Origin of the sequence: Photobacterium sagamiensis (assembly GCF_050337085.1) — a bacterium.
GTDB lineage: Bacteria > Pseudomonadota > Gammaproteobacteria > Enterobacterales > Vibrionaceae > Photobacterium > Photobacterium sagamiensis.
Window position 1 is genome coordinate 1 of record NZ_JAKJSP010000035.1, and the last position, 19,166, is coordinate 19,166.

General features: G+C 47.7%; 18 protein-coding genes and 3 tRNA genes. 12 read left to right on the top strand and 9 right to left on the bottom strand.

Annotation, left to right across the window (positions count from 1 at the left end; translation table 11 throughout):
* Window positions 1-6: 6 nt before the first annotated feature.
* From L4D76_RS17055 to L4D76_RS17065, 3 genes are all read left to right on the top strand, one after another.
* Window positions 7-83: transfer RNA gene (locus tag L4D76_RS17055), tRNA-Pro, on the top strand.
* A gap of 9 nt (window positions 84-92) precedes the next feature.
* Window positions 93-168, top strand: a tRNA-His gene (locus L4D76_RS17060).
* Between the two features lie 47 nt (window positions 169-215).
* A tRNA-Pro gene (locus L4D76_RS17065) sits at window positions 216-292 on the top strand.
* 109 nt (window positions 293-401) lie between these two features.
* Here L4D76_RS17065 and L4D76_RS17070 read toward each other — a convergent pair.
* The 4 genes from L4D76_RS17070 to tesA form a co-directional block, all read right to left on the bottom strand.
* Window positions 402-1,265: a TraB/GumN family protein gene (locus L4D76_RS17070; protein WP_428442099.1), complete on the bottom strand. Its 864-nt coding sequence runs from the start codon at window positions 1,263-1,265 to the stop codon at window positions 402-404.
* 176 nt (window positions 1,266-1,441) lie between these two features.
* The gene (locus tag L4D76_RS17075; protein ID WP_428442100.1) at window positions 1,442-2,296 is read right to left on the bottom strand and encodes a co-chaperone YbbN; all 855 of its coding nucleotides are present in this window, start codon (window positions 2,294-2,296) and stop codon (window positions 1,442-1,444) included.
* 500 nt (window positions 2,297-2,796) lie between these two features.
* Window positions 2,797-3,624: an SDR family oxidoreductase gene (locus tag L4D76_RS17080; RefSeq protein ID WP_428442101.1), complete on the bottom strand. Its 828-nt coding sequence runs from the start codon at window positions 3,622-3,624 to the stop codon at window positions 2,797-2,799.
* Window positions 3,625-3,635: 11 nt separating this feature from the next.
* On the bottom strand, window positions 3,636-4,235 hold the full coding sequence (tesA, locus tag L4D76_RS17085; RefSeq protein WP_428442159.1) for a multifunctional acyl-CoA thioesterase I/protease I/lysophospholipase L1: 600 nt from the start codon (window positions 4,233-4,235) through the stop codon (window positions 3,636-3,638).
* Between tesA and L4D76_RS17090 the strand changes: the two genes are divergently transcribed.
* Window positions 4,234-4,908 (top strand): ABC transporter ATP-binding protein, encoded by a 675-nt coding sequence (locus L4D76_RS17090; protein ID WP_428442102.1) that lies wholly within the window; start codon window positions 4,234-4,236, stop codon window positions 4,906-4,908. The genes tesA and L4D76_RS17090 overlap by 2 nt on opposite strands.
* Entirely contained in the window at window positions 4,905-7,358 is a 2,454-nt protein-coding gene (locus tag L4D76_RS17095) for an ABC transporter permease (protein WP_428442103.1), read from the top strand. Before L4D76_RS17090 ends, L4D76_RS17095 begins: the two co-directional genes overlap by 4 nt.
* A gap of 48 nt (window positions 7,359-7,406) precedes the next feature.
* On the opposite strand, the gene L4D76_RS17100 is transcribed toward L4D76_RS17095, so the two are convergent.
* Window positions 7,407-8,315: a TIGR01777 family oxidoreductase gene (locus L4D76_RS17100; protein ID WP_428442104.1), complete on the bottom strand. Its 909-nt coding sequence runs from the start codon at window positions 8,313-8,315 to the stop codon at window positions 7,407-7,409.
* A 351-nt stretch (window positions 8,316-8,666) separates the two neighbouring features.
* Here L4D76_RS17100 and L4D76_RS17105 point away from each other — a divergent pair, with 351 nt between their 5' ends.
* From L4D76_RS17105 to yfcE, 5 genes are all read left to right on the top strand, one after another.
* Window positions 8,667-9,401: a DUF1538 family protein gene (locus tag L4D76_RS17105; RefSeq protein WP_428442105.1), complete on the top strand. Its 735-nt coding sequence runs from the start codon at window positions 8,667-8,669 to the stop codon at window positions 9,399-9,401.
* An 18-nt stretch (window positions 9,402-9,419) separates the two neighbouring features.
* Window positions 9,420-10,214, top strand: a complete 795-nt coding sequence (locus tag L4D76_RS17110) for a DUF1538 domain-containing protein (protein WP_428442106.1) — start codon at window positions 9,420-9,422, stop codon at window positions 10,212-10,214.
* The gene (locus L4D76_RS17115; protein WP_428442107.1) at window positions 10,214-10,564 is read left to right on the top strand and encodes a P-II family nitrogen regulator; all 351 of its coding nucleotides are present in this window, start codon (window positions 10,214-10,216) and stop codon (window positions 10,562-10,564) included. The genes L4D76_RS17110 and L4D76_RS17115 overlap by 1 nt, the downstream gene beginning before the upstream one ends.
* Window positions 10,561-10,977, top strand: coding sequence for a CBS domain-containing protein (locus tag L4D76_RS17120; protein ID WP_428442108.1), 417 nt, complete (start codon window positions 10,561-10,563; stop codon window positions 10,975-10,977). The genes L4D76_RS17115 and L4D76_RS17120 overlap by 4 nt, the downstream gene beginning before the upstream one ends.
* 103 nt (window positions 10,978-11,080) lie before the next feature.
* A complete protein-coding gene (gene yfcE / locus L4D76_RS17125) occupies window positions 11,081-11,629 on the top strand; it encodes a phosphodiesterase (RefSeq protein WP_428442109.1) in 549 nt (182 codons plus the stop codon).
* 45 nt (window positions 11,630-11,674) lie between these two features.
* On the opposite strand, the gene L4D76_RS17130 is transcribed toward yfcE, so the two are convergent.
* The gene (locus L4D76_RS17130) at window positions 11,675-12,436 is read right to left on the bottom strand and encodes a sulfite exporter TauE/SafE family protein (RefSeq protein ID WP_428442110.1); all 762 of its coding nucleotides are present in this window, start codon (window positions 12,434-12,436) and stop codon (window positions 11,675-11,677) included.
* A 345-nt stretch (window positions 12,437-12,781) separates the two neighbouring features.
* On the opposite strand from L4D76_RS17130, the gene focA reads away from it, so the two are divergent.
* On the top strand, window positions 12,782-13,627 hold the full coding sequence (gene focA / locus L4D76_RS17135) for a formate transporter FocA (protein WP_428442111.1): 846 nt from the start codon (window positions 12,782-12,784) through the stop codon (window positions 13,625-13,627).
* 155 nt (window positions 13,628-13,782) lie between these two features.
* Here focA and pta read toward each other — a convergent pair whose 3' ends face one another.
* Together pta and L4D76_RS17145 are read right to left on the bottom strand one after the other, a co-directional pair.
* The gene (gene pta, locus L4D76_RS17140) at window positions 13,783-15,933 is read right to left on the bottom strand and encodes a phosphate acetyltransferase (RefSeq protein ID WP_428442112.1); all 2,151 of its coding nucleotides are present in this window, start codon (window positions 15,931-15,933) and stop codon (window positions 13,783-13,785) included.
* Window positions 15,934-16,115: 182 nt separating this feature from the next.
* Entirely contained in the window at window positions 16,116-17,312 is a 1,197-nt protein-coding gene (locus L4D76_RS17145) for an acetate kinase (RefSeq protein WP_428442113.1), read from the bottom strand.
* A 334-nt stretch (window positions 17,313-17,646) separates the two neighbouring features.
* On the opposite strand from L4D76_RS17145, the gene yfbV reads away from it, so the two are divergent.
* Entirely contained in the window at window positions 17,647-18,096 is a 450-nt protein-coding gene (gene yfbV / locus L4D76_RS17150; RefSeq protein ID WP_428442114.1) for a terminus macrodomain insulation protein YfbV, read from the top strand.
* A 265-nt stretch (window positions 18,097-18,361) separates the two neighbouring features.
* On the opposite strand, the gene L4D76_RS17155 is transcribed toward yfbV, so the two are convergent.
* The gene (locus tag L4D76_RS17155) at window positions 18,362-19,156 is read right to left on the bottom strand and encodes an ABC transporter ATP-binding protein (RefSeq protein ID WP_428442115.1); all 795 of its coding nucleotides are present in this window, start codon (window positions 19,154-19,156) and stop codon (window positions 18,362-18,364) included.
* Window positions 19,157-19,166 lie beyond the last annotated feature (10 nt).

Consider the following 19,166-nt stretch of genomic DNA (forward strand, 5'->3'; position numbering starts at 1 on the left):
TAATGTCGGTGAATAGCGCAGCTTGGTAGCGCATCTGGTTTGGGACCAGAGGGTCGGGGGTTCGAATCCCTCTTCACCGACCACTTACAATGGTGGCTATAGCTCAGTTGGTAGAGTCCCGGATTGTGATTCCGGTTGTCGCGAGTTCAAGCCTCGTTAGCCACCCCATATTCAGGTAATGCATGCATTTCCTTGGCAATAAGCCTAAAACAGTTCGGTGAATAGCGCAGCTTGGTAGCGCATCTGGTTTGGGACCAGAGGGTCGGGGGTTCGAATCCCTCTTCACCGACCACATTAAAAAAGCCCCGTCGGAAGACGGGGCTTTTTTTGATCTAAATTCCAGAGAATAGCGCAGTTTGGTAACGCATCTCCGGCTTCTGATAAATGGCGGACCACCACCTCTAATTGCAGTTAGCGGACTTTTCCTGAGTCAAACGCGTAACGGTAAAACCGCGCTGCTTAAGTAAATTAGGTAAGCCTTGTTCGCCAAACAGGTGAAATGCCCCTACGACAACCACATAGTGTCCCTGCTGATACTGTTTATCGTTGAGCAATGTCTCTGCCCAATGTTTATTCCTATTAAAAATAAGTCGATTATCGGTTTCATCTGAATAATGACTATCTTCAAATAATTGAATGAGTTGCTGACTGTCACCGGCTTGCCATGCATCGATTAAACAAGATAACTCCCCACGCATTTGCTCCCATTCATTGATTGTACTTACCAGCATTTCTTTCCCATGATCCGGTAAGTCTTGCAGCAGAGTTAATTGCTGCTCGATGCTTTCCAGTTCGAAAATGGGCAAGCCCTGATTTTCAGCTCTTTTTAATAAAATGTAATCAATCCCTTGCTCCGCATTTAAGCCGATATGGTTGGCCAGTGCCATTTGCAGACTCACGACGGTTAACCAGGGCGGGTTATTGCTAAGAGTTCGGTAAGGAAGATTGAATTGATTGGCTATATCTGTGAGTTTTTTCATCTCACCAGTGGTTAACTGGCTATGAGATGTTGGCCCTGAAGTCTCGATATTCATTGGTGGTGGATTCAGAATATTGGCTTCGACGATCAATCCATCTGTTGATTGCCACTGTTGTAAAAAAGCCCTGGGCAATGGGTACATGGTGTCTGTGCCTGCATGGATGGAGCCGAGAATAACGAATTGGCGCTGGGCATCTTTAGCCAGCCATACGATGGGTTCAGCTAAAGCTGAATTCGAGAAAAAAGGCAGTATGAGAAGTGCTTTTGAAAGTAACGATTTAAGCATAATAGGATCAGACAATTAAAGAGCTGACTTTTGTTATAGCAATTCCAGTCGTCTTTTGCCATTGAGCGATACTGCTGATGTCTGTGTTTTGATATTTTTATGGGGTATATGAGGTAAAAAAGGCCAATATCATCATGGCCTTTTCTGTATGAAATGGTTTTATACCATATTTGGTGTTAGTAAAGCAGGGAGTAGAGCTGGCGGCGGTATTTGCCCGCTACCGGATTGCCCTGACCCAGTGCGGCCAGAATATCCATCATCGTTTTCTTGGCATTACCATCAGCGAAATTCAGATCCTGTCGCAGGATTGTAATTAATAGCTCTAGTGCTTCTTCCTGGCGATTTACCTGGCTATATTGCACTGCTAAGTCAAAAGAGACTTCCGTATTAGCCGGGTTTGCCGTCAGTTTCTCTTCCAGTGAACGAATTTCCGGTGAATCGCTGGCTTGTTTATGCAGCTCAAGTTTTGCCATTAAGCCTTTGAATTTAGAGTCTTGATCTTGCATCGGCACGGTTGCTAACAGGGTTTCAGCCTCATCAAACTGTGCCGTTTCAACTAAACATTCAGCAATGGCTAAAGCTACAATACTATTTTTCGGGAAGCTGGTTGCAAGCTGGCGAAGTACAGGCAGTGCCTGTGCATAATCCTGATTGTCGACCAGAGCTAACGCCTGCTTCAACTGCATCTCTTCCTGGCTGGGTAAATGTTTGCTTAGCATTGCACGTAAGCTTTCTTCGGTTTGCGGGCCCGCGCTGCCATCTGCTGGCTGACCGTTTTTAAATAGGGCAACCGTTGGCAGGCCCCGAACGCCAAATTGTGCAGCGACCGCTTGTTGCTGTTCACAGTCCAGAGTTGCAAGTACAAGTTGTCCCTGATATTGCGCAGTGATTTTTTCAAGCAGGGCATTAACTTCCGCTGTTTCAGGCATTGAGGGGGCCCAAAAGCTGATGACAACGGGTGTCTGCATCGATTGCTCAATCACTTGTTGCAGGTTTTGTTCATTCAGTTCAATAGCTAAATTTTCGTACATGCCATTCATTCCATAGACTGTTTAGTTAAATATATGGGGATAGATTCAGGATTATCAAGAAGTCGTGCAGGCGGCAATGAAAAAAGGAGAGCATTGATAGCTCTCCTTTTTAGTTTTGGAATGTTAACAGCAGCGCGAGTGTGACGCAGACACAAAGCAGATTTATCTGGCGCAATGTCATAACTACACCCTTATTTAATTTATTATTCGTTGAGCGTGCTGCAGGAAAATGAGTGATACGGGTTCCTTCAGCCTACATCCAGTAAGGTACTCTTTTTATATGACACTAATGTGACATTATTGTGTTTTTTTGTCGTGTCTAACAAATAATTGGCTTTAAGGGCTATTTCTTTAGTTTACGAGTGTTTATCTGAGCTGTTTTTGAACAGGATCACATGGTTTTTTATCTGCTCGCAGGCGTAGTTACAACAAGAAAAAGGCACAGTTTGGACTTGATAGCAAACCGCGTGAATAGCGACTAATATCAACAGCTATAAGGGTTAGTTACTTTTCACTAGTAATTTATCCAGCCAGCGCGTAGGCAGTAATCGACGCAGGAAGCCGAAGAGATAAGTAGGCTGAGTAACGAAATAGCGAGGTTTTGGCTTATCATTGTTAATTATGTGTAACAATGGCTGCAAAACGGCTTCTGGAGAGAGCGTAAATTTATTTGTTGGCGAAGATTTACCCAATCGATCCAGCGTCTTTTTGTAACTCGGCTGGTGACGGGAACTCGCAATATCAATGTACTGTTCGAACTTCTGTTTGGCATTTTCCCTGAAGTGGCTTCTGATAGGTCCGGGTTCAATCAGGCTTACCTGAACCGGCGTATCTGTCAGCTCTAGTCGCAGCGTGTCGGTGTAGCCTTCCAGAGCAAACTTGCTGGCGTTATAAGCGCCGCGGTATTTCATGGCCACCAGCCCCAGTACCGAACTGTTCTGAACAATTTTGCCGCTGCCTTGCTGTAACATCAACGGGATCACCGCTTTGGTTAATTCATGCCAGCCAAACAGGTTCGTTTCAAATTGTTCACGCAGAGCCTGAGTGGGCAAGTCTTCCAGTGCACCTGGCTGGCCATAGGCGGCATTGTTAAACAGGATATCTAATCTGCCGCCGGTAATTTTAAGAGTCTCTGTCAGCCCATGCTGAATAGATTGGCTGCAGTTCAGATCGATCTGGACACAATGCAGTCCCTGTCCCTGAAGTTCAGCGACGTCTTCAGTGCGTCGGCAACTGGCGATAACCGTGTAGCCAGCCTGATTAAGTGCCAGGGCACAGTGGCGTCCGATACCAGTACTGCAACCGGTAATAAGTATTGAGGTTGTCATAGCTGTCCGTATTAAAGGTAAGGGGTTAATTCTGAAACCATGAACTCTGCAATCCAGGGCTGGGCAACGGGTTTAGGGTGAAGACCATCTTCCATTATCCATTCTTCTCTTAAAATGATCCTTTCCAGGAAAAAAGGCAGTAGCGGCGTTGCAAATTCTTTGCTGAGCTGCGGATAAATTGTCCTGAATGTTTCGCTGTAGCGTTTACCGTAGTTCGGGGGCACATGGATTTGCATCAGCAGGGCCTTGGCATCCATCGCCTGAATTTGGCTGATCATCTGGCTGAGGTTTTTGCGGATAGTGGCTGGCGGGAACCCTCGCAAACCATCATTCGCACCGAGCTCAATAATGACGTAATCTGGGTTGTGTTGTTGTAATAAAGCTGGCAGCCGGGCTAATCCGTTGCCAGTCGTATCACCAGAGATACTGGCATTAACGACGGTCACTTTATGCCCTTGTCGCTGTAGCATCGGCTCTAATAGTACTGGCCAGCTCTGTTCTGCTCGCATTTGGTAACCTGCGCTCAGGCTGTCACCAACGACCAATAGCGTGTTGCTCCAGGCGTTTAGTGAAAATAAAAAGATCAATAAAACTGAAAGGATTCGCATTATGTCAACATCCGTGATTAAGGCTGTATCTGTTTCCAAACAGGTGACGACGGCAACGTCATCACTGACCATTTTGCAGGATGTTTCTCTTGAGGTCGAGCAGGGAGAGGCGATTGCTTTAGTTGGTGTGTCGGGGGCCGGTAAATCGACCTTGATGACCTTGCTGGCAGGGCTGGATATTCCAAGCTCCGGCGAAATTGAACTGCTCGGTAACGTGCTTTCACAATTGGATGATGAAGCGCGTGCAGCGTTGCGCAGTGATGCGATTGGTTTTGTGTTCCAGAGCTTCTTACTAATCCCTTCTTTAAATGCCCTTGAAAATGTCATGTTACCGGCTCTTATCAAAGGGGAGGCGGGGGATGCAGCGCGTGCTGCTGAGCTTTTACATCAGGTTGGATTGACCGGACGTGAAACGCATCTGCCATCGCAATTATCGGGCGGTGAACAGCAGCGTGTGGCGTTAGCGCGTGCCTTTATGACCCGGCCCAAGGTGTTGTTTGCCGATGAACCGACCGGGAATCTCGATCAGCATACGGCAGCGACGATCATTGATTTACTGTTTGCGTTAAACCGTGACCATGGCACCACCTTAGTGCTGGTGACCCATGATCCTCAGCTGGCTGAACGCTGTGACCGTACTTTGCTGATCCATGGCGGTAAGGTGGAGGCAGCATGACAGAGATCAGTGGTACCCGTCAGGCGGCAGGGCAACCGAAACAACGGTTGTTATTAAAATGGAGCTGGCGAGAATTGTGGCATGGCCAGCTATGGCCGATCGCTGTTGCACTTACCCTGATTATTGCCTGTGTGTTTGCTCTTGCCGCACTGGTGGTTCGGGTTGAAAAGATCATGACGGATCAGGGGCGAGCTGTACTTGCTGCTGATCTGGTGCTGGTTTCAGGCAATCCGATCGCGCCGTCATTGATCAGCAAAGCCGGTGAGCTTGGCCTGGCGCTTTCCCAGCAAACCCGTTTTGGCACCATGACGTTCAGCGAACAACAGATGCAATTAGTCAGTGTAAAGGCGGTAGAAGGTGATTTCCCTTTACGTGGTGAGCTGGTACTCCAAAGTCTGCAGGGTAAACACAATCAGGTGCAACCGGGTGAGCTGTGGCTGGCGGAACGACTGTTCTCGTTATTGGAGGTGAAGCAAGGGGATGTTGTCGCGATTGGTGATACAGAGCTAAAAGTGTCAGGAAAAATTGAGCAAGAGCCGGAGCTCTCTTTCAATCCGTTCAGTCAGATGCCTGCGGTATTAATACACTATGATGATATCGCCAGCACCGGGGCGATTCAGCCCGGTGGCAGAGTGCAATATCGGGCATATTTCACCGGTAGTGATGACAAGTTAGCCGCGCTACAGCAGGGGATCGAGCTGCAACCCGGTCAACGCTGGCTGAGTGAAACGACTCAGGGCCGAACGGGTGAACTGATAGAGCGGGCACGGCAATATCTTTCTCTTACCTTGATCCTGGTGATCATGATGGCGACCGCAACGCTGGTCTTAACGTGTCAGCATTATACGTCAACGCGTATCGAAACTGTTGCCATGATGAAGAGTTTAGGTGCAAGTAAACGTTGGTTATGGCAATGGCTGGCGGGGCAACTGGCAATGTTATTTTCGCTGGCTGCCGTTGCCGGTGTGTCTATCGGTTGGGGGCTTGAAGCGTTGTTGCGTCTGCCTTTGGCTGATGTATTACCGGATCCACTACCGGCAATGGGATCCTCGCCATTACTGATCAGCCTTTTTGTTGCTTTGCTGGTGGCTATTCCCGGGGTGGGGATTTCTCTTATTCGCCTGTTGGATACACCCGCTATATCCGTCATTCAGCAGCAGGCTGAATGGCCGAAACAGCGTAAAGGTTATGGTTTGTTACTTTTACCTGCTGCCGCAGCACTGATTTGGTTTGGCGATAATAAGTTTATGTGGATGACCCTGGCAGGGTTGGCTGTGGTGCTGTTCCTGTTAGCTATCTTAGGGGTAGCGGTGGTGTCTTTGCTACGTAAAGGGAAGTGGGGCCCCGCCATGAAACTGGCCCTGAGCCGTATTGGTCGTAGCCGCCTGACGACAGGTGCGCAACTGGCTGCGCTCACCAGTTCGCTGATGTTGCTGGCTGTGATTTGGTTATTGCGAACGGATTTACTGGCTGACTGGCAACATACCTTGCCGGTTGATGCACCGAATGTGTTTGCGATTAATATCAGCCCGGATCAGCAGCAGAGTTATCTCGCAGATCTGGATAAAAACAGGGTGCCTCGTTCTGAAGGATATCCGGTGATCCGGGGGCGTCTGGTGACGATTAACAACAGCGATGTCTTAGATCAGGTGCAAGATCCGGAACAGCATGATGAAGCGCTACGACGAGAATTAAATTTCACCTGGCGCAATAGCTTACCGATTCATAATCAGATTGTTGAGGGGGAATGGACGACTACCACAGGGGTCTCTGTTGAAGCAGGGTTGGCTCAGCGATTAGGGATCTCGCTGGGTGATGAGCTGAGTTTTAATGTGAACAGTCAGCCATTTTCAGCGACAGTGACCAGTATTCGGCTGGTGGAATGGCGTAATATGCGGCCAAACTTCTATTTCATCTTCACTCCTGATGTGATGGCGAATTTACCTGCAACCTGGCTGGTCAGTTTTCGTATAGAGCAAGATCAGAACGAGTTGGTTAATCAGCTCGGGCGGGATTATCCCACAGTCAGTCTACTGGATCTGCGAACGATGGCTTCACGGATCCAGTTGATGCTGCAGCAGGTTTCTTTATCTTTGTCGGTGCTGGCGGGGGTAGGGGTGGTCAGTGGCTTACTGTTAGTGATGACGTTATTACGATTGAGCCTGTCTCAACGCCAGCAAGAGATAAAGCTATACCGCACTTTGGGCGCCAGTAAACAGCGTATTTCTGCGACGGTTTGGGGGGAATACGGCATCATGGCACTGCTTGCCGGGCTCATGGCCGTCGCCGGGGCCGAAGCCGTTGTGGCGGCGCTGGTAAAGTGGGGATTTGAACTGCCGGTACAATGGCATCCGACATTGTGGTTGATCTTGCCGTTAGCGGCCATTGGCATGGTGCTGATGATGATCAGCACCATGCTGAGGCAATTACTACAGCCGTTACGATCATAGCCTTAATTGCTAATTGCTAATTGACTAGGGGCTAGAGCCTCGACACTTTTATTTATACTCGGTCAGGGTGTCTCTCAGGGCATGTTCCAGCTCTGGGTAACAGAAATGGAAACCCTGATCTTGCAGCTTAGCGGGAAGTGCCCGCTGGCTATCAAGCAATAAAGTGGCAGATTCTCCAATGCCGAGTTTTAATAACCAGGCCGGAGTGTAGAGGATGTGTGGCCGCCGTAGTATGGTTGCCAGGGTCTTACTGAATTCCTTGTTAGTCACCGGATTCGGAGCGGTGAAATTAAATGCCCCCCGGGCTTCCGGGTGTTTGATCAGAAATAAAATACCTTTGACCATATCCTGCAGGTGGATCCAGGGAAAATACTGTTTGCCATTGCCAATGGGTCCGCCTAATCCCAGTTGATAAGCCGGTAACATTTTGGCAAGAGCCCCGCCATGTTTGGCAAGTACTATGCCGGTACGCAACAGGCAAACTCGGGTTTGCTCAGATTGGGCGGCTAATGCCGCGTCTTCCCATTTTTTACAAACCAGGTGAGCAAAGTCGTTATTACTGACTTCCAGGCTCTCATCGAAAGGATCGGAGTTTTGGTTACCATAAATGCCAACGGCCGAGCCGCTGATAAAAGTATGAGGAGGCTTGTCGCTCGCTTTGATCTTTTTCACCAGTGCATCAGTGATGACACAACGGCTCTTACAGATGATTTGCTTTTGCTTTTCACTCCAGCGTTTATTGATGATGGGCTCGCCGGCAAGATTAATAACGACGTCGAAATCATTCAGATTATCAAACTCGTCCAGGCTGCTAATGACCTTGATATGATGCCCCAGTCGTTGATAAGCCATCGTGGGGTTTCGACTTAGTACGGTGACATGATCATGATCGTGATTGAAATGAGAAAGCAGTGCTTTGCCGATAAACCCGGTACCACCTGTGACTAGAATATTCATTGCCGTACTTCATCCTTAACTACGTACTTAATACCAATTGAAGTGGTTTGGGTATAAGTATAACCAATAGCTATTGGTCATTATTTAATTATTTTTTATTCAATGGGTTAATCTTTTTGAGTGGGGGCATGCTGCAACAGTATGGAATGTTACTTGGAGCGCTTCGGCCATAACTGACGCAGACCTGTTAACAGAATGTGTTTTATCCAGATGAAAGGCAAGTTCTTTGTCTGTTCAGTATTCAATTATGTGCTTAACTTCCCGACTCATGCATTAATATTTGTCTTGGAAAGGTAAAGGGTTATTAATATAACCTATTGATTGAAATTTACGCAGCAGGCAGGGGGGGGAGTGAAAGCAATCGTCGCCTTATTCCGATCCATGCTGCTGAGCTTGCGTGATTTGCTTCCTATCATAGCTGTTATCAGCTTCTTTCAGCTGGTCGTTCTGCAGCAGCCTTTACCTGAGTGGGGCACCATTTTGCTCGGGTTACTTTTCGTGGTAATGGGGCTGACATTTTTCATCTTCGGCTTAAATATGGGATTGTTTCCTATTGGCGAGTCTATGGCACATGCTTTTGCCAGTAAAGGAAGCGTGACCTGGTTACTCATTTTTGCTTTTTGTCTGGGATTTGGCACCACCATTGCTGAGCCCGCTTTGACTGCCGTCGCCAATGAAGCGGCAGAAGTGGCCGCTGAAGGGGGAATGATAGCTAAAGATGAATCAGCCCAGGAGAACTATGCATCAGGATTACGCTTAACGGTCGCTTTTTCAGTTGGTTTTGCCATTATGATCGGGGTGATCCGGATTCTGAAAGGGTGGCCGATCCATTGGATGATAATCGGTGGCTATTGCGTGGTGATGACCATGACCTGGTTTGCCCCCCCCAGCATTATCGGAATTGCCTACGACTCCGGAGGGGTAACGACATCGACCATTACCGTGCCCTTAGTGACAGCATTGGGGGTGGGATTGGCCTCGTCGATTAAGGGACGGAACCCGATGGTTGATGGTTTCGGGTTAATCGCCTTCGCCTCGTTGACTCCGATGATTTTTGTCATGGGATACGGCATGTTTGTGAGTTAGTGAGGGATAAAGATAGCAATGACGCAGTTCGCTTCAATCCTCGGCCATTTTACTGACACATTGCTGACGACGATCAGGGATGTGGTGCCGATTGCGATCATCATATTTGGCTTTCAGTTAGCCGTATTACGTCGTCCGGTCGCGAACTGGCATCGAGTAGCTCTTGGGTTTTTCTACGTCATTCTGGGTTTGTCGTTGTTTTTGATGGGATTGGAACTGGCATTGTTTCCTTTAGGGGAATCAATGGCCATGCAGCTGACGGATCCTACTTTTTTGTTTGGTGAAGGGGCGCTGATCCCGGTCAATATTCATTGGTCAGATTATTACTGGATTTACCTGTTTGCGGCTGCCATTGGTTTCAGCGCGACGGTGGCGGAACCGTCTTTGATTGCGGTTGCAATCAAAGCGAATCAGGTATCTGGTGGTGAAATCAAGGTGAGTGGATTACGTATCGCTGTCGCTCTGGGTGTGTCGATAGGGATTGCATTAGGCAGTTACCGTATAGTGGTGGGTGATCCACTGCATTATTATATTATGGCGGGTTATATCATTGTGGTGGTGCAAACCTATTTTGCGCCGAAATTGATCGTTCCTCTGGCTTATGATTCCGGAGGTGTGACAACTTCAACGGTAACAGTACCCATTGTTACCGCGCTTGGGCTTGGATTGGCATCTACCGTGCCAGGACGTAATCCGATGTTAGATGGTTTTGGTTTGATTGCCTTTGCCAGTTTATTTCCGATGATCACAGTGATGGGCTATGCCCAGTTGTCGGCCTGGCTTGGTGAGAGAAATCAAGGGAGATCTGAATAATGCGCTTTAAATTATTAGTCGCTTTTGTCGAAGATACAAAAACCGATGCTGTTCTGGATGCGGCTCGTGAGGCGGGAGCGACTGGGGCGACGGTCATCAATAATGCCCGCGGTGAAGGGTTACGAAAAAGAAAAACCTTTTTTGGCCTGACCCTGGAAGTACAGCGTGATGTGTTATTACTGGTGGTTGAAGAGCACCTTGCCCGTTCAATATTAGAAACCATTGAAAAAGTGGGTGAGTTTGACAATGAAAACGGACAGGGGATAGCGGTTCAGTTAGATGTAGAAGATGCTGTAGGTGTCGCTCATCAGGTTGAAGAGCTGACAAAGGTCGTGGAGGATAAACTATGAGAAAACAGCCAGTTGTTCGTGTGCGGGATGTGATGGCAAATACCTACGCCATTGTAGAGGGGATCACTACGGTAGCAGAGGCGATCGTTATTGCCAAAGAGCGTCAGGTTAAAGCGTTGATTGTAAATAAACGCGATGATGATGATGAATATGGCATTGTGCTAATGAATGATATTGCTAAGAAAGTGCTTGCTCAGGACCATTCACCTAAGCGCACCAATGTCTATGAGATCATGACTAAGCCCGCTTTGTCTGTGAATGCGTCTATGGACGTGCGTTATTGCGCACGGCTGTTCGAGCGGTTTGGCATTAGCCGGGCTCCGGTGATAGAAGACGGCAAAGTGATGGGGATGGTCAGCTACAACAATATTGTGCTGAATGGAATGTTGCACGAGGATATTCCAATAGATTAAACAGAATGAAAAGGCTGCAGGAATCGATATACAGAAATAGAAATATCGTCACCATCAGCGTACTATTTCAGATTATCTTGCTACATATGTTGTGTTTTTTCTCATGAAACTATTTTTTGCTTCCGATATTCACGGTTGTGCCGTAAGCACCCGGGCTATGCTTGCTGCTTTTGAGCAAAGTGGCGCTGAACACTTAATCTTGCTGGGTGATGTGTTAAATCACGGGCCAAGGAATGCGTTGCCTGAAGGTTATGCACCGACAGAAGTGGCTGAGTTATTAAATCAGTACGCCGATAAAATTACCGCGGTGAGAGGAAATTGCGACAGTGATGTCGATCAGATGCTGCTCGATTTTCCAATGATGGCAGATTATAACCTGGTACTGTTACCTCACGGCAGGCGCTTATTTCTGACTCACGGCCATCTTTATAATGGTGATAAGCACCCGCGCTTAAGAGCGGGGGATGTAATTGTCTCTGGCCATACCCACCTTCCTCTGGCTGAGCCGAAAGGTGAGTTTTTTGTTTTCAACCCAGGTTCGGTCACCATGCCGCGTGGGGAATATCAAGCAAGCTTTGGTTTGCTGGAAGACAATACCCTTAAGGTGGTTACCTTTGAAGGTGACATGGTTTGTCAGGCTGAGTTGGCGTAAAGCCAATTTATCGGGTCAAAAGAAGCGGCTTGAGCAGCCGCTTTTCTAGAAACCACCAAGTAGCTTGAAACCAATCACAAAGGTCAGTATTTCGAAGCAGCGCTTAATCAACGTATTACTTTTTTGGCTTGCCAAATGAGCGCCTAGATAGCCTCCGATGAATGAACCGGCAAGCAGTACCGGGATCCACGGCCAGTAAATTTCAGCCCCCGCAGCGTATATGGCCGCCGCGCCAAGACCATTCCAAAACAGTCCGACACTCACCAGCGTTAAGGCGACAGCTTGCTTGTAATCAAAGCCAAACCAACGAATAAGAAACATAGTGACAAAAAGTCCGGTGCCAGCGGTTAGAGAGCCGTTGAGGATACCGATGGTTGCTAATCCGAGACTACCAATCAGCATACCTTTTATATCACGATGACGACTTTGCTCTTGCTGGCCCAGTTCTTTCTTCATTCGAGAATAGATACCTAACCCGAGAATCAAGACACCTAAGGCTGCTTCTGCGATACGGCCGGGTACAAATAAAATAATATTAGCGCCGAGTACGACGCCGAACATCCCTGATCCTATAACGTAACCCGTCATACGCCAATTAAGGCTACCGGCTCGAATATGTTTAAGTGCCGCTCCAACGCCTAAAGCGACGCTGGCAACTTTGTGGGTGGCCAGAGCGATGCTAAAAGGCAGACCGAGAAAAATGAGTAGTGGGAACTGAATTAAACCCGAACCGCCCCCAGAAAGAGAGGCAAGGGTGTTAGAAAACAGTGAGCCGAGAAACAGCCCGAATGTATTTAGCATATCCATGAAAGTTAGGCCATTCCTTGTATCCGTAACTGTCAGCATCTTAGCAACTCAGTGATCAGCCTGCAGCAATATATGACTGGATATGGGGACTGGTTGAAGGATGGTGGGCCTTATGAAGATTCCGGAGGCAATGGCTTGATGGTTGTGAGGGCTTTTTTGTACGAATTGATCAATATAATTACCGAAATGTTGAGGTATGTTTACCAAATCTGTTGGCTCGGTATATCCGAGGTGTTTATTCGTTTATATCGAGCTTTGTTGTGATCGAGTCTTGAATTTTGCTTGAATTAGGTCCACTATCCAGCCACTTTTTTATGTATTTCAGTGTGTATCAGGTGCAAGTTTATGAGTCAGGGTCAGTTTGATTCCCTTTTACCGCCCCAAATGGCGGAGAAAGCGGCAGATATTGGGGTAAGTAAAGCGACCAAAGATCCCATAAAATCCTTTATGCTGGCGATTACTGCCGGCCTTCATATCGGTATTGCTTTTGTCTTTTATACAACCGTAACCACCGGAGCCGGTGATATGGCATGGGGCATGACTCGGTTGGTTGGCGGGATTGCCTTCAGTCTGGGACTTATCCTGGTCATTATTACCGGTGGCGAGTTATTTACCAGCTCGGTACTTACCTTAGTCGCCAGAGCTAGCGGTAAAATAAGCTGGAAGAGTCTCTGCATTAACTGGACAATGGTCTACGTGGGTAACTTGATTGGTGCGCTGCTTTTAGTTGGTATCATGCTGGTAACAAAACAGTATATGTCTGCCGATGGTGCGGTGGGTATTAATACCATGCAGATTGCCCAGCATAAGCTCCATCACGATTTTTTCCAGGCGGTTGCTCTTGGTATTATGTGTAATGTGCTGGTTTGTATTGCGGTTTGGATGACCTTCAGTGGGCGAAGCCTGACAGATAAAATATTGGTTACGATCTTGCCTGTGGCAATGTTCGTGTCTGCCGGTTTTGAGCACTGCATCGCGAACATGTTTCAGGTGCCGATGGCGATTGGTATTAAAACCCTGGCATCGCCGGAGTTCTGGCAGATGAGTGGTATGAACCCGGCTGACTTTGCTGACTTAACCCTGAGTAACTTCATTATCAACAACCTCATTCCTGTGACTATCGGAAATATCATCGGTGGTGGCGTATTTGTTGGTATCGGTTACTGGTTGATTTATCTGCGTGAGGCCTAAAGCCTGTAGCCTGTAGCCTGTAGCCTGTAGCCTGTAGCCTGTAGCCTGTAGCGGTATGCTGGTTGGTATAAGTTATTTAGAATATAAAAAAACGCCCTCGCAATGCGAGGGCGTTTTTATTGCATTAGCTTTTGTATCAGCCTAATAATAAATTATTAAGCTGCGTCTTCAGCTTGTTGCGCCTGAATCGCAGTCAGTGCCACGGTGTAGACGATATCGTCTACCAGTGCGCCACGAGAAAGGTCGTTAACCGGCTTACGCATGCCCTGAAGCATAGGACCGATAGAAACGAGTTCTGCTGAACGCTGTACCGCTTTGTAGGTCGTGTTACCCGTGTTCAGATCTGGGAATACGAATACAGTTGCTTTACCTGCTACTGGAGAGTTAGGTGCTTTAGAAGCCGCTACGTTTTCCATGATTGCAGCATCGTACTGCAGAGGACCGTCGATGATGAGATCAGGACGCTTCTCTTGAGCAAGGCGAGTCGCTTCACGTACTTTATCGACGTCTGCACCCTTACCGGAAGTACCGGTAGAGTAAGAGATCATCGCAACGCGAGGTTCGATACCGAATGCTTTTGCAGAATCTGCAGATTGGATCGCGATTTCAGCCAGTTGCTCAGCGTTTGGATCCGGGTTGATTGCACAGTCACCGTATACCAGTACTTGATCAGGCAGAAGCATGAAGAATACTGAAGATACGATAGATGCATCAGGTGCAGTCTTGATGATCTGGAATGGCGGTACGATTGTGTTAGCAGTCGTATGTACGGCACCAGAAACAAGGCCATCAACCTCGTCGTTTTCTAGCATCATAGTGCCAAGGAAAACAGAATCTTGTAGTTTTTCACGTGCAACTACGTCTGTCATGCCTTTGTTTGCACGAAGTTCAACCAGGCGAGCAACGTATTGCTCACGAACTGCGTCAGGATCAATGATCTTAACGCTGGCACCTAGTGTTACGCCTTGCTGTTCAGCAACACGTTTGATCTCTTCCGGGTTACCAAGAAGCACACACTCAGCAATGCCGCGCTCGGCACAGATAGCCGCAGCTTTAATGGTACGAGGTTCGTCACCTTCAGGAAGAACAACACGCTTAGCCGCTTTACGCGCAAGCTCAGTGAGTTCGTAACGGAATGCCGGAGGGCTCAGACGACGTTCGCGAGAAGAACCTTCAGAGAGTGAGTCAATCCACTGACCATCAATGTGGCTAGCCATGTATTCATTAACGAGTTCTACACGCTCTTTATCGTCAGCAGGTACTTCCAGGCTGAAGCTCTGAAGGTTCAGAGACGTCTGCCAAGTGTTACCTTGTGCCGTCATAACAGGCAGGCCTGTTTTGAATGCGCGGTCACACAGATCCACGACTGGCTTAGGTAGCTCATAGCCGCCTGTCAGCAGCAGGGCACCGATTTCCATGCCGTTCATTGCAGCAAGACATGCCGCTACGATTACGTCAGGACGGTCAGCAGAAGTGACCAGCAGTGAACCCGGACGGAAGTGCTCAACCATGTTCGGGATAGAGCGCGCACAGAAAGTGATGCTCTTAATACGACGCGTCGCGATCTCACCGTGGTTGATGATTTCAGCGTTAAGGTGCGTTGCAATATCCGTTGAACGTGTTGCGATTAGCTCTGAGCTCCATGGTGCACAACCAAGTACACGGATTGGGCTAGAGTTGAACACCTGCATGACTTCAACATTTGAAGGGATAGTGGCTTCAGCATCGTCAAAGATTTCAGACAGATCAGGACGAGTACGGCCTTCAGCATCGACTGGCGCGTTCAGTTTGTTAACGATAACGCCAGAGATTTGCTTGTTCTTAGTACCGCCGAAGTTAGAACATGCAACTTCGATACGCTCTTTAAGTTGTGCAGGGTTATCAGTACCCGGAGCCACAACGAATACGATTTCAGCATCCAGCGTTTTCGCGATTTCATAGTTAATCTGGTTCGCAAACGGGTGTTTGCGAGTAGGCACCAGGCCTTCGATTAAGGCAACTTCAGAGTTAACTGTCGCTTCTTTGAAACGTGCAACAATATCTTCTAGCAGTACATCACTCTTATCGTTACGGATAAGTTCTTCTGCATGTGCCATTGAAAATGGTTCTGCAATTTTCATATCGCTGTTAGCGCGGATGATCGTTGTTGTCAGATCCGGCTGTGCACCACCGTGACGAGGCTGGGCGATAGGCTTAAAGAAAGAAACGAGAACGCCTTTGCGTTCCATTGCACGTACAACACCAAGACTAACGCTAGTTAGGCCAACACCAGCGCCAACTGGGATAAGCATAATAGTACGGGACACTATGAATTCCTCAAACTATTGAACAATACAGTGCTGTTCAATAATGATTTGTTAATCGTTATTGAGCAGCACCACAAAAAAAGGTCATAGCTATCGTGATAGACGATAAAACCATGAAAAAATGGCCGGCCTAAGCCAGCCATTATTTGCTGAGCTCAAGGGCACAGCAGAGTATCGCTAGATTAGATATCAGCTAGACGAGCTGTATCTTCTGCGATCACTAACTCTTCGTTAGTTGACACAACCATCGCTGGAACACGGCTGTTGTCTGTAGTGATAACACCTTCGCCGCCGAAACGCGCTTTAAGGTTTTTCTCACCGTCAACTTCCACACCCAGGATAGCAAGACGGTTCAGAACCATTTCACGGATAGGTGCAGAGTTTTCACCGATACCACCAGTGAATACGATAGCGTCCAGACGGCCTTCTAGTGTTGCAGTGTAGCCAGCAACATATTTAGCCAGACGGTGACAGAACACGTCCATTGCACGTGTTGCTTCTTCTTTCTTACCGTAGTTATCTTCAACGAAACGACAGTCAGAAGTTACTTGGGTCAGACCTTGAAGGCCAGACTCTTTAGTTAGCATGTTGTTGATTTTTTCAACAGAGTAACCCAGTGTGTCGTGCAGGTGGAAGATGATCGCAGGATCGATGTCACCACAACGCGTACCCATTACCAGGCCTTCAAGAGGAGTAAGACCCATAGAAGTATCTACAGACTTACCGTTCTTGATTGCACAAACAGACGCACCGTTACCCAGGTGGCAGTTGATGATGTTTAGTTCATCTTCTGGCTTGCCTAGGATCTCAGCTGTCGCACGAGTGATGAACAGGTGAGAAGTACCGTGCATGCCGTAACGACGGATAGCGTGGTCTGTGTACAGGTTGTATGGAAGTGCGTATAGGTACGCTTCTTCAGGCATTGTCTGGTGGAAAGCAGTATCGAACACAGCAACGTTTTTCAGTGCCGGGAATGCTTTCTGAGCCGCTTTAATACCGATGATGTGAGCTGGGTTGTGAAGAGGTGCCAGTGCTGCACAATCTTCGATACCTTTAACTACCGCTTCGTCGATAAGTACAGATTGAGTGAATTTCTCACCACCGTGAACGACACGGTGACCGATAGCGGCCAGGTTTTCTGCTAGCTCAGGCTTAGAAGCAATAATGGTTTCTACCATGAATGCTAAAGCTTCTTCGTGCGCAGCACCGTCGCCTAGTTGTGCTTCGTGCTTGCCATCAAGTTTCCACTTGATGCGAGCTTCTGGAAGGTGCAGACATTCTGCAAGACCTGTCAGGTGCTCTTCACCTGAAACAGCGTCAACAATTGCGAACTTAAGAGAAGAGCTACCGCAGTTAAGAACTAGAACCAGCTTAGACATGAGTGACTACCTATAATCTGTCTGAAAGTTGATATTCAAATTGAATAAAAAAAGTACCCATAGAATAGACGACAATTTATTTAGTCGACCTAATCTGGGTCAAATTCGTTTTGTCCGTATAATAGAGAATTGAGTAACCCGCAATTCTGGGTCATCCTTGAGAGCGCCATGGGTTGCCAGAATGATAATTACAGGCAACAATTACTTTAAGGCGCGCTAAGGATAGCGACTGTTACGCAATATAACAAAAATATTTTTAGGAAAATTTAATTTGAATCAACTTTATTGTCTCTAAATTTGAATTTTTACAGTTTTTTTTGATGTTTGGTGTTTTATGAGTCAAGTAACGATCTGGCAGAATTTCCAATACGGTCAGCAATATATGGCAACCTGGCCGATACGCAAAGAGCTTGCTTTGATGTTCCCTGAGCCGCGATATATTAAAGCAACAAAATTTGCGACCCGTGTGATGCCGGCTATTGCGGTGATGAGTGTGTTAAGCCAAATGGCCTTTCACAACTACTCGGCATTGCCGCAAGCGATGGCGGTTGCGCTGTTTGCGCTGACGATGCCGCTTCAGGGGTTATGGTGGCTAGGCAAGCGTAGCCGCACTGCATTGCCTCCTTCTCTGGCAAGCTGGTATCGCGAGATACATGAAAAAATTCTTAGTGAAGGGTATGTATTGCAACCATTGAAAGCCCGACCTCGGTACATGGAGCTGGCACAAGTGCTCAACCGGGCATTTAAGCAATTGGATAAGACGTCGTTAGAGCGGTGGTTTTAATTAAGCGGTTCTATGGCCCTGAGGTTCTATGGAGATCTCGTTGCGAGTTTCTAGAAACGAGTGGCTAGGAAGAGCGGTCCTATGGTCCTGAGGTTCTAGGGATAAGACGTTTCGAGTAACTAGGTTCGAGTGGCGAGAAAAAGCGAATAGCTTGATTCTCAACTCGGGTCGGTGCCCTGTTCTGCAGGGCCACAGGACCGAGTAACGAGATACTAGCCTCTCGATACTAGCCTCTCGATACTCGCCTCTCGTTACTCTATCCTCGCTAACTCAATAACAAACTATCATCTGCCAGTTCTTCGCCGCGTACTTTGCTGAACATTTCAAGCAGGTGCTTCACATCCATTTGGTCACGTTCATGGCCATCAACATCTAACACGATTTCGCCCTGATGGAGCATGACGGTGCGATCACCATAGGCCAACGCATCTTTCATCGAGTGAGTGACCATCATTACCGTCAGGTCGAACTCTTCAACCACTTTTTTAGTCAGAGCAAGAACGAATGCCGCCATACGGGGGTCCAGTGCCGCAGTATGCTCATCAAGCAGTAACAGTTTACTGTCAGCAAGGGTTGCCATTACTAGGCTTACCGCCTGACGCTGACCACCCGATAGCAGACCAATACTGTCGCTAAGACGATCTTCCAGCCCTAAGCCTAAGATACTGATCCTTTCCTGAAACAACTTTCGACGATGGGTAGAAAGTGCCATTTTCCAGCTGCGCTTACTGCCTCGCTTATAAGCCAGTGCCATGTTCTCTTCAATCGTCAGTGAAGCACAGGTGCCAGCAAGCGGATCCTGAAAAACGCGGGCAGCATACTGAGCGCGTTCATGCACAGGTTTGTCGGTGACATCGATATTATCGATCAACACCTGACCGCTGCTCATCGGTGTTTCACCACTCACCGCGCCGAGTAAGGTTGATTTACCCGCACCGTTTGAACCAATCACCGTGACAAACTGCTTTTCAGGGACAGTTAAGCCGACGCCTCTCAGGGCCTGGTTCTCTAAGATTGTGCCTTCATTGAAGGTAACGCGGATATCATTTAATTCAATCATCTTTAGCTTT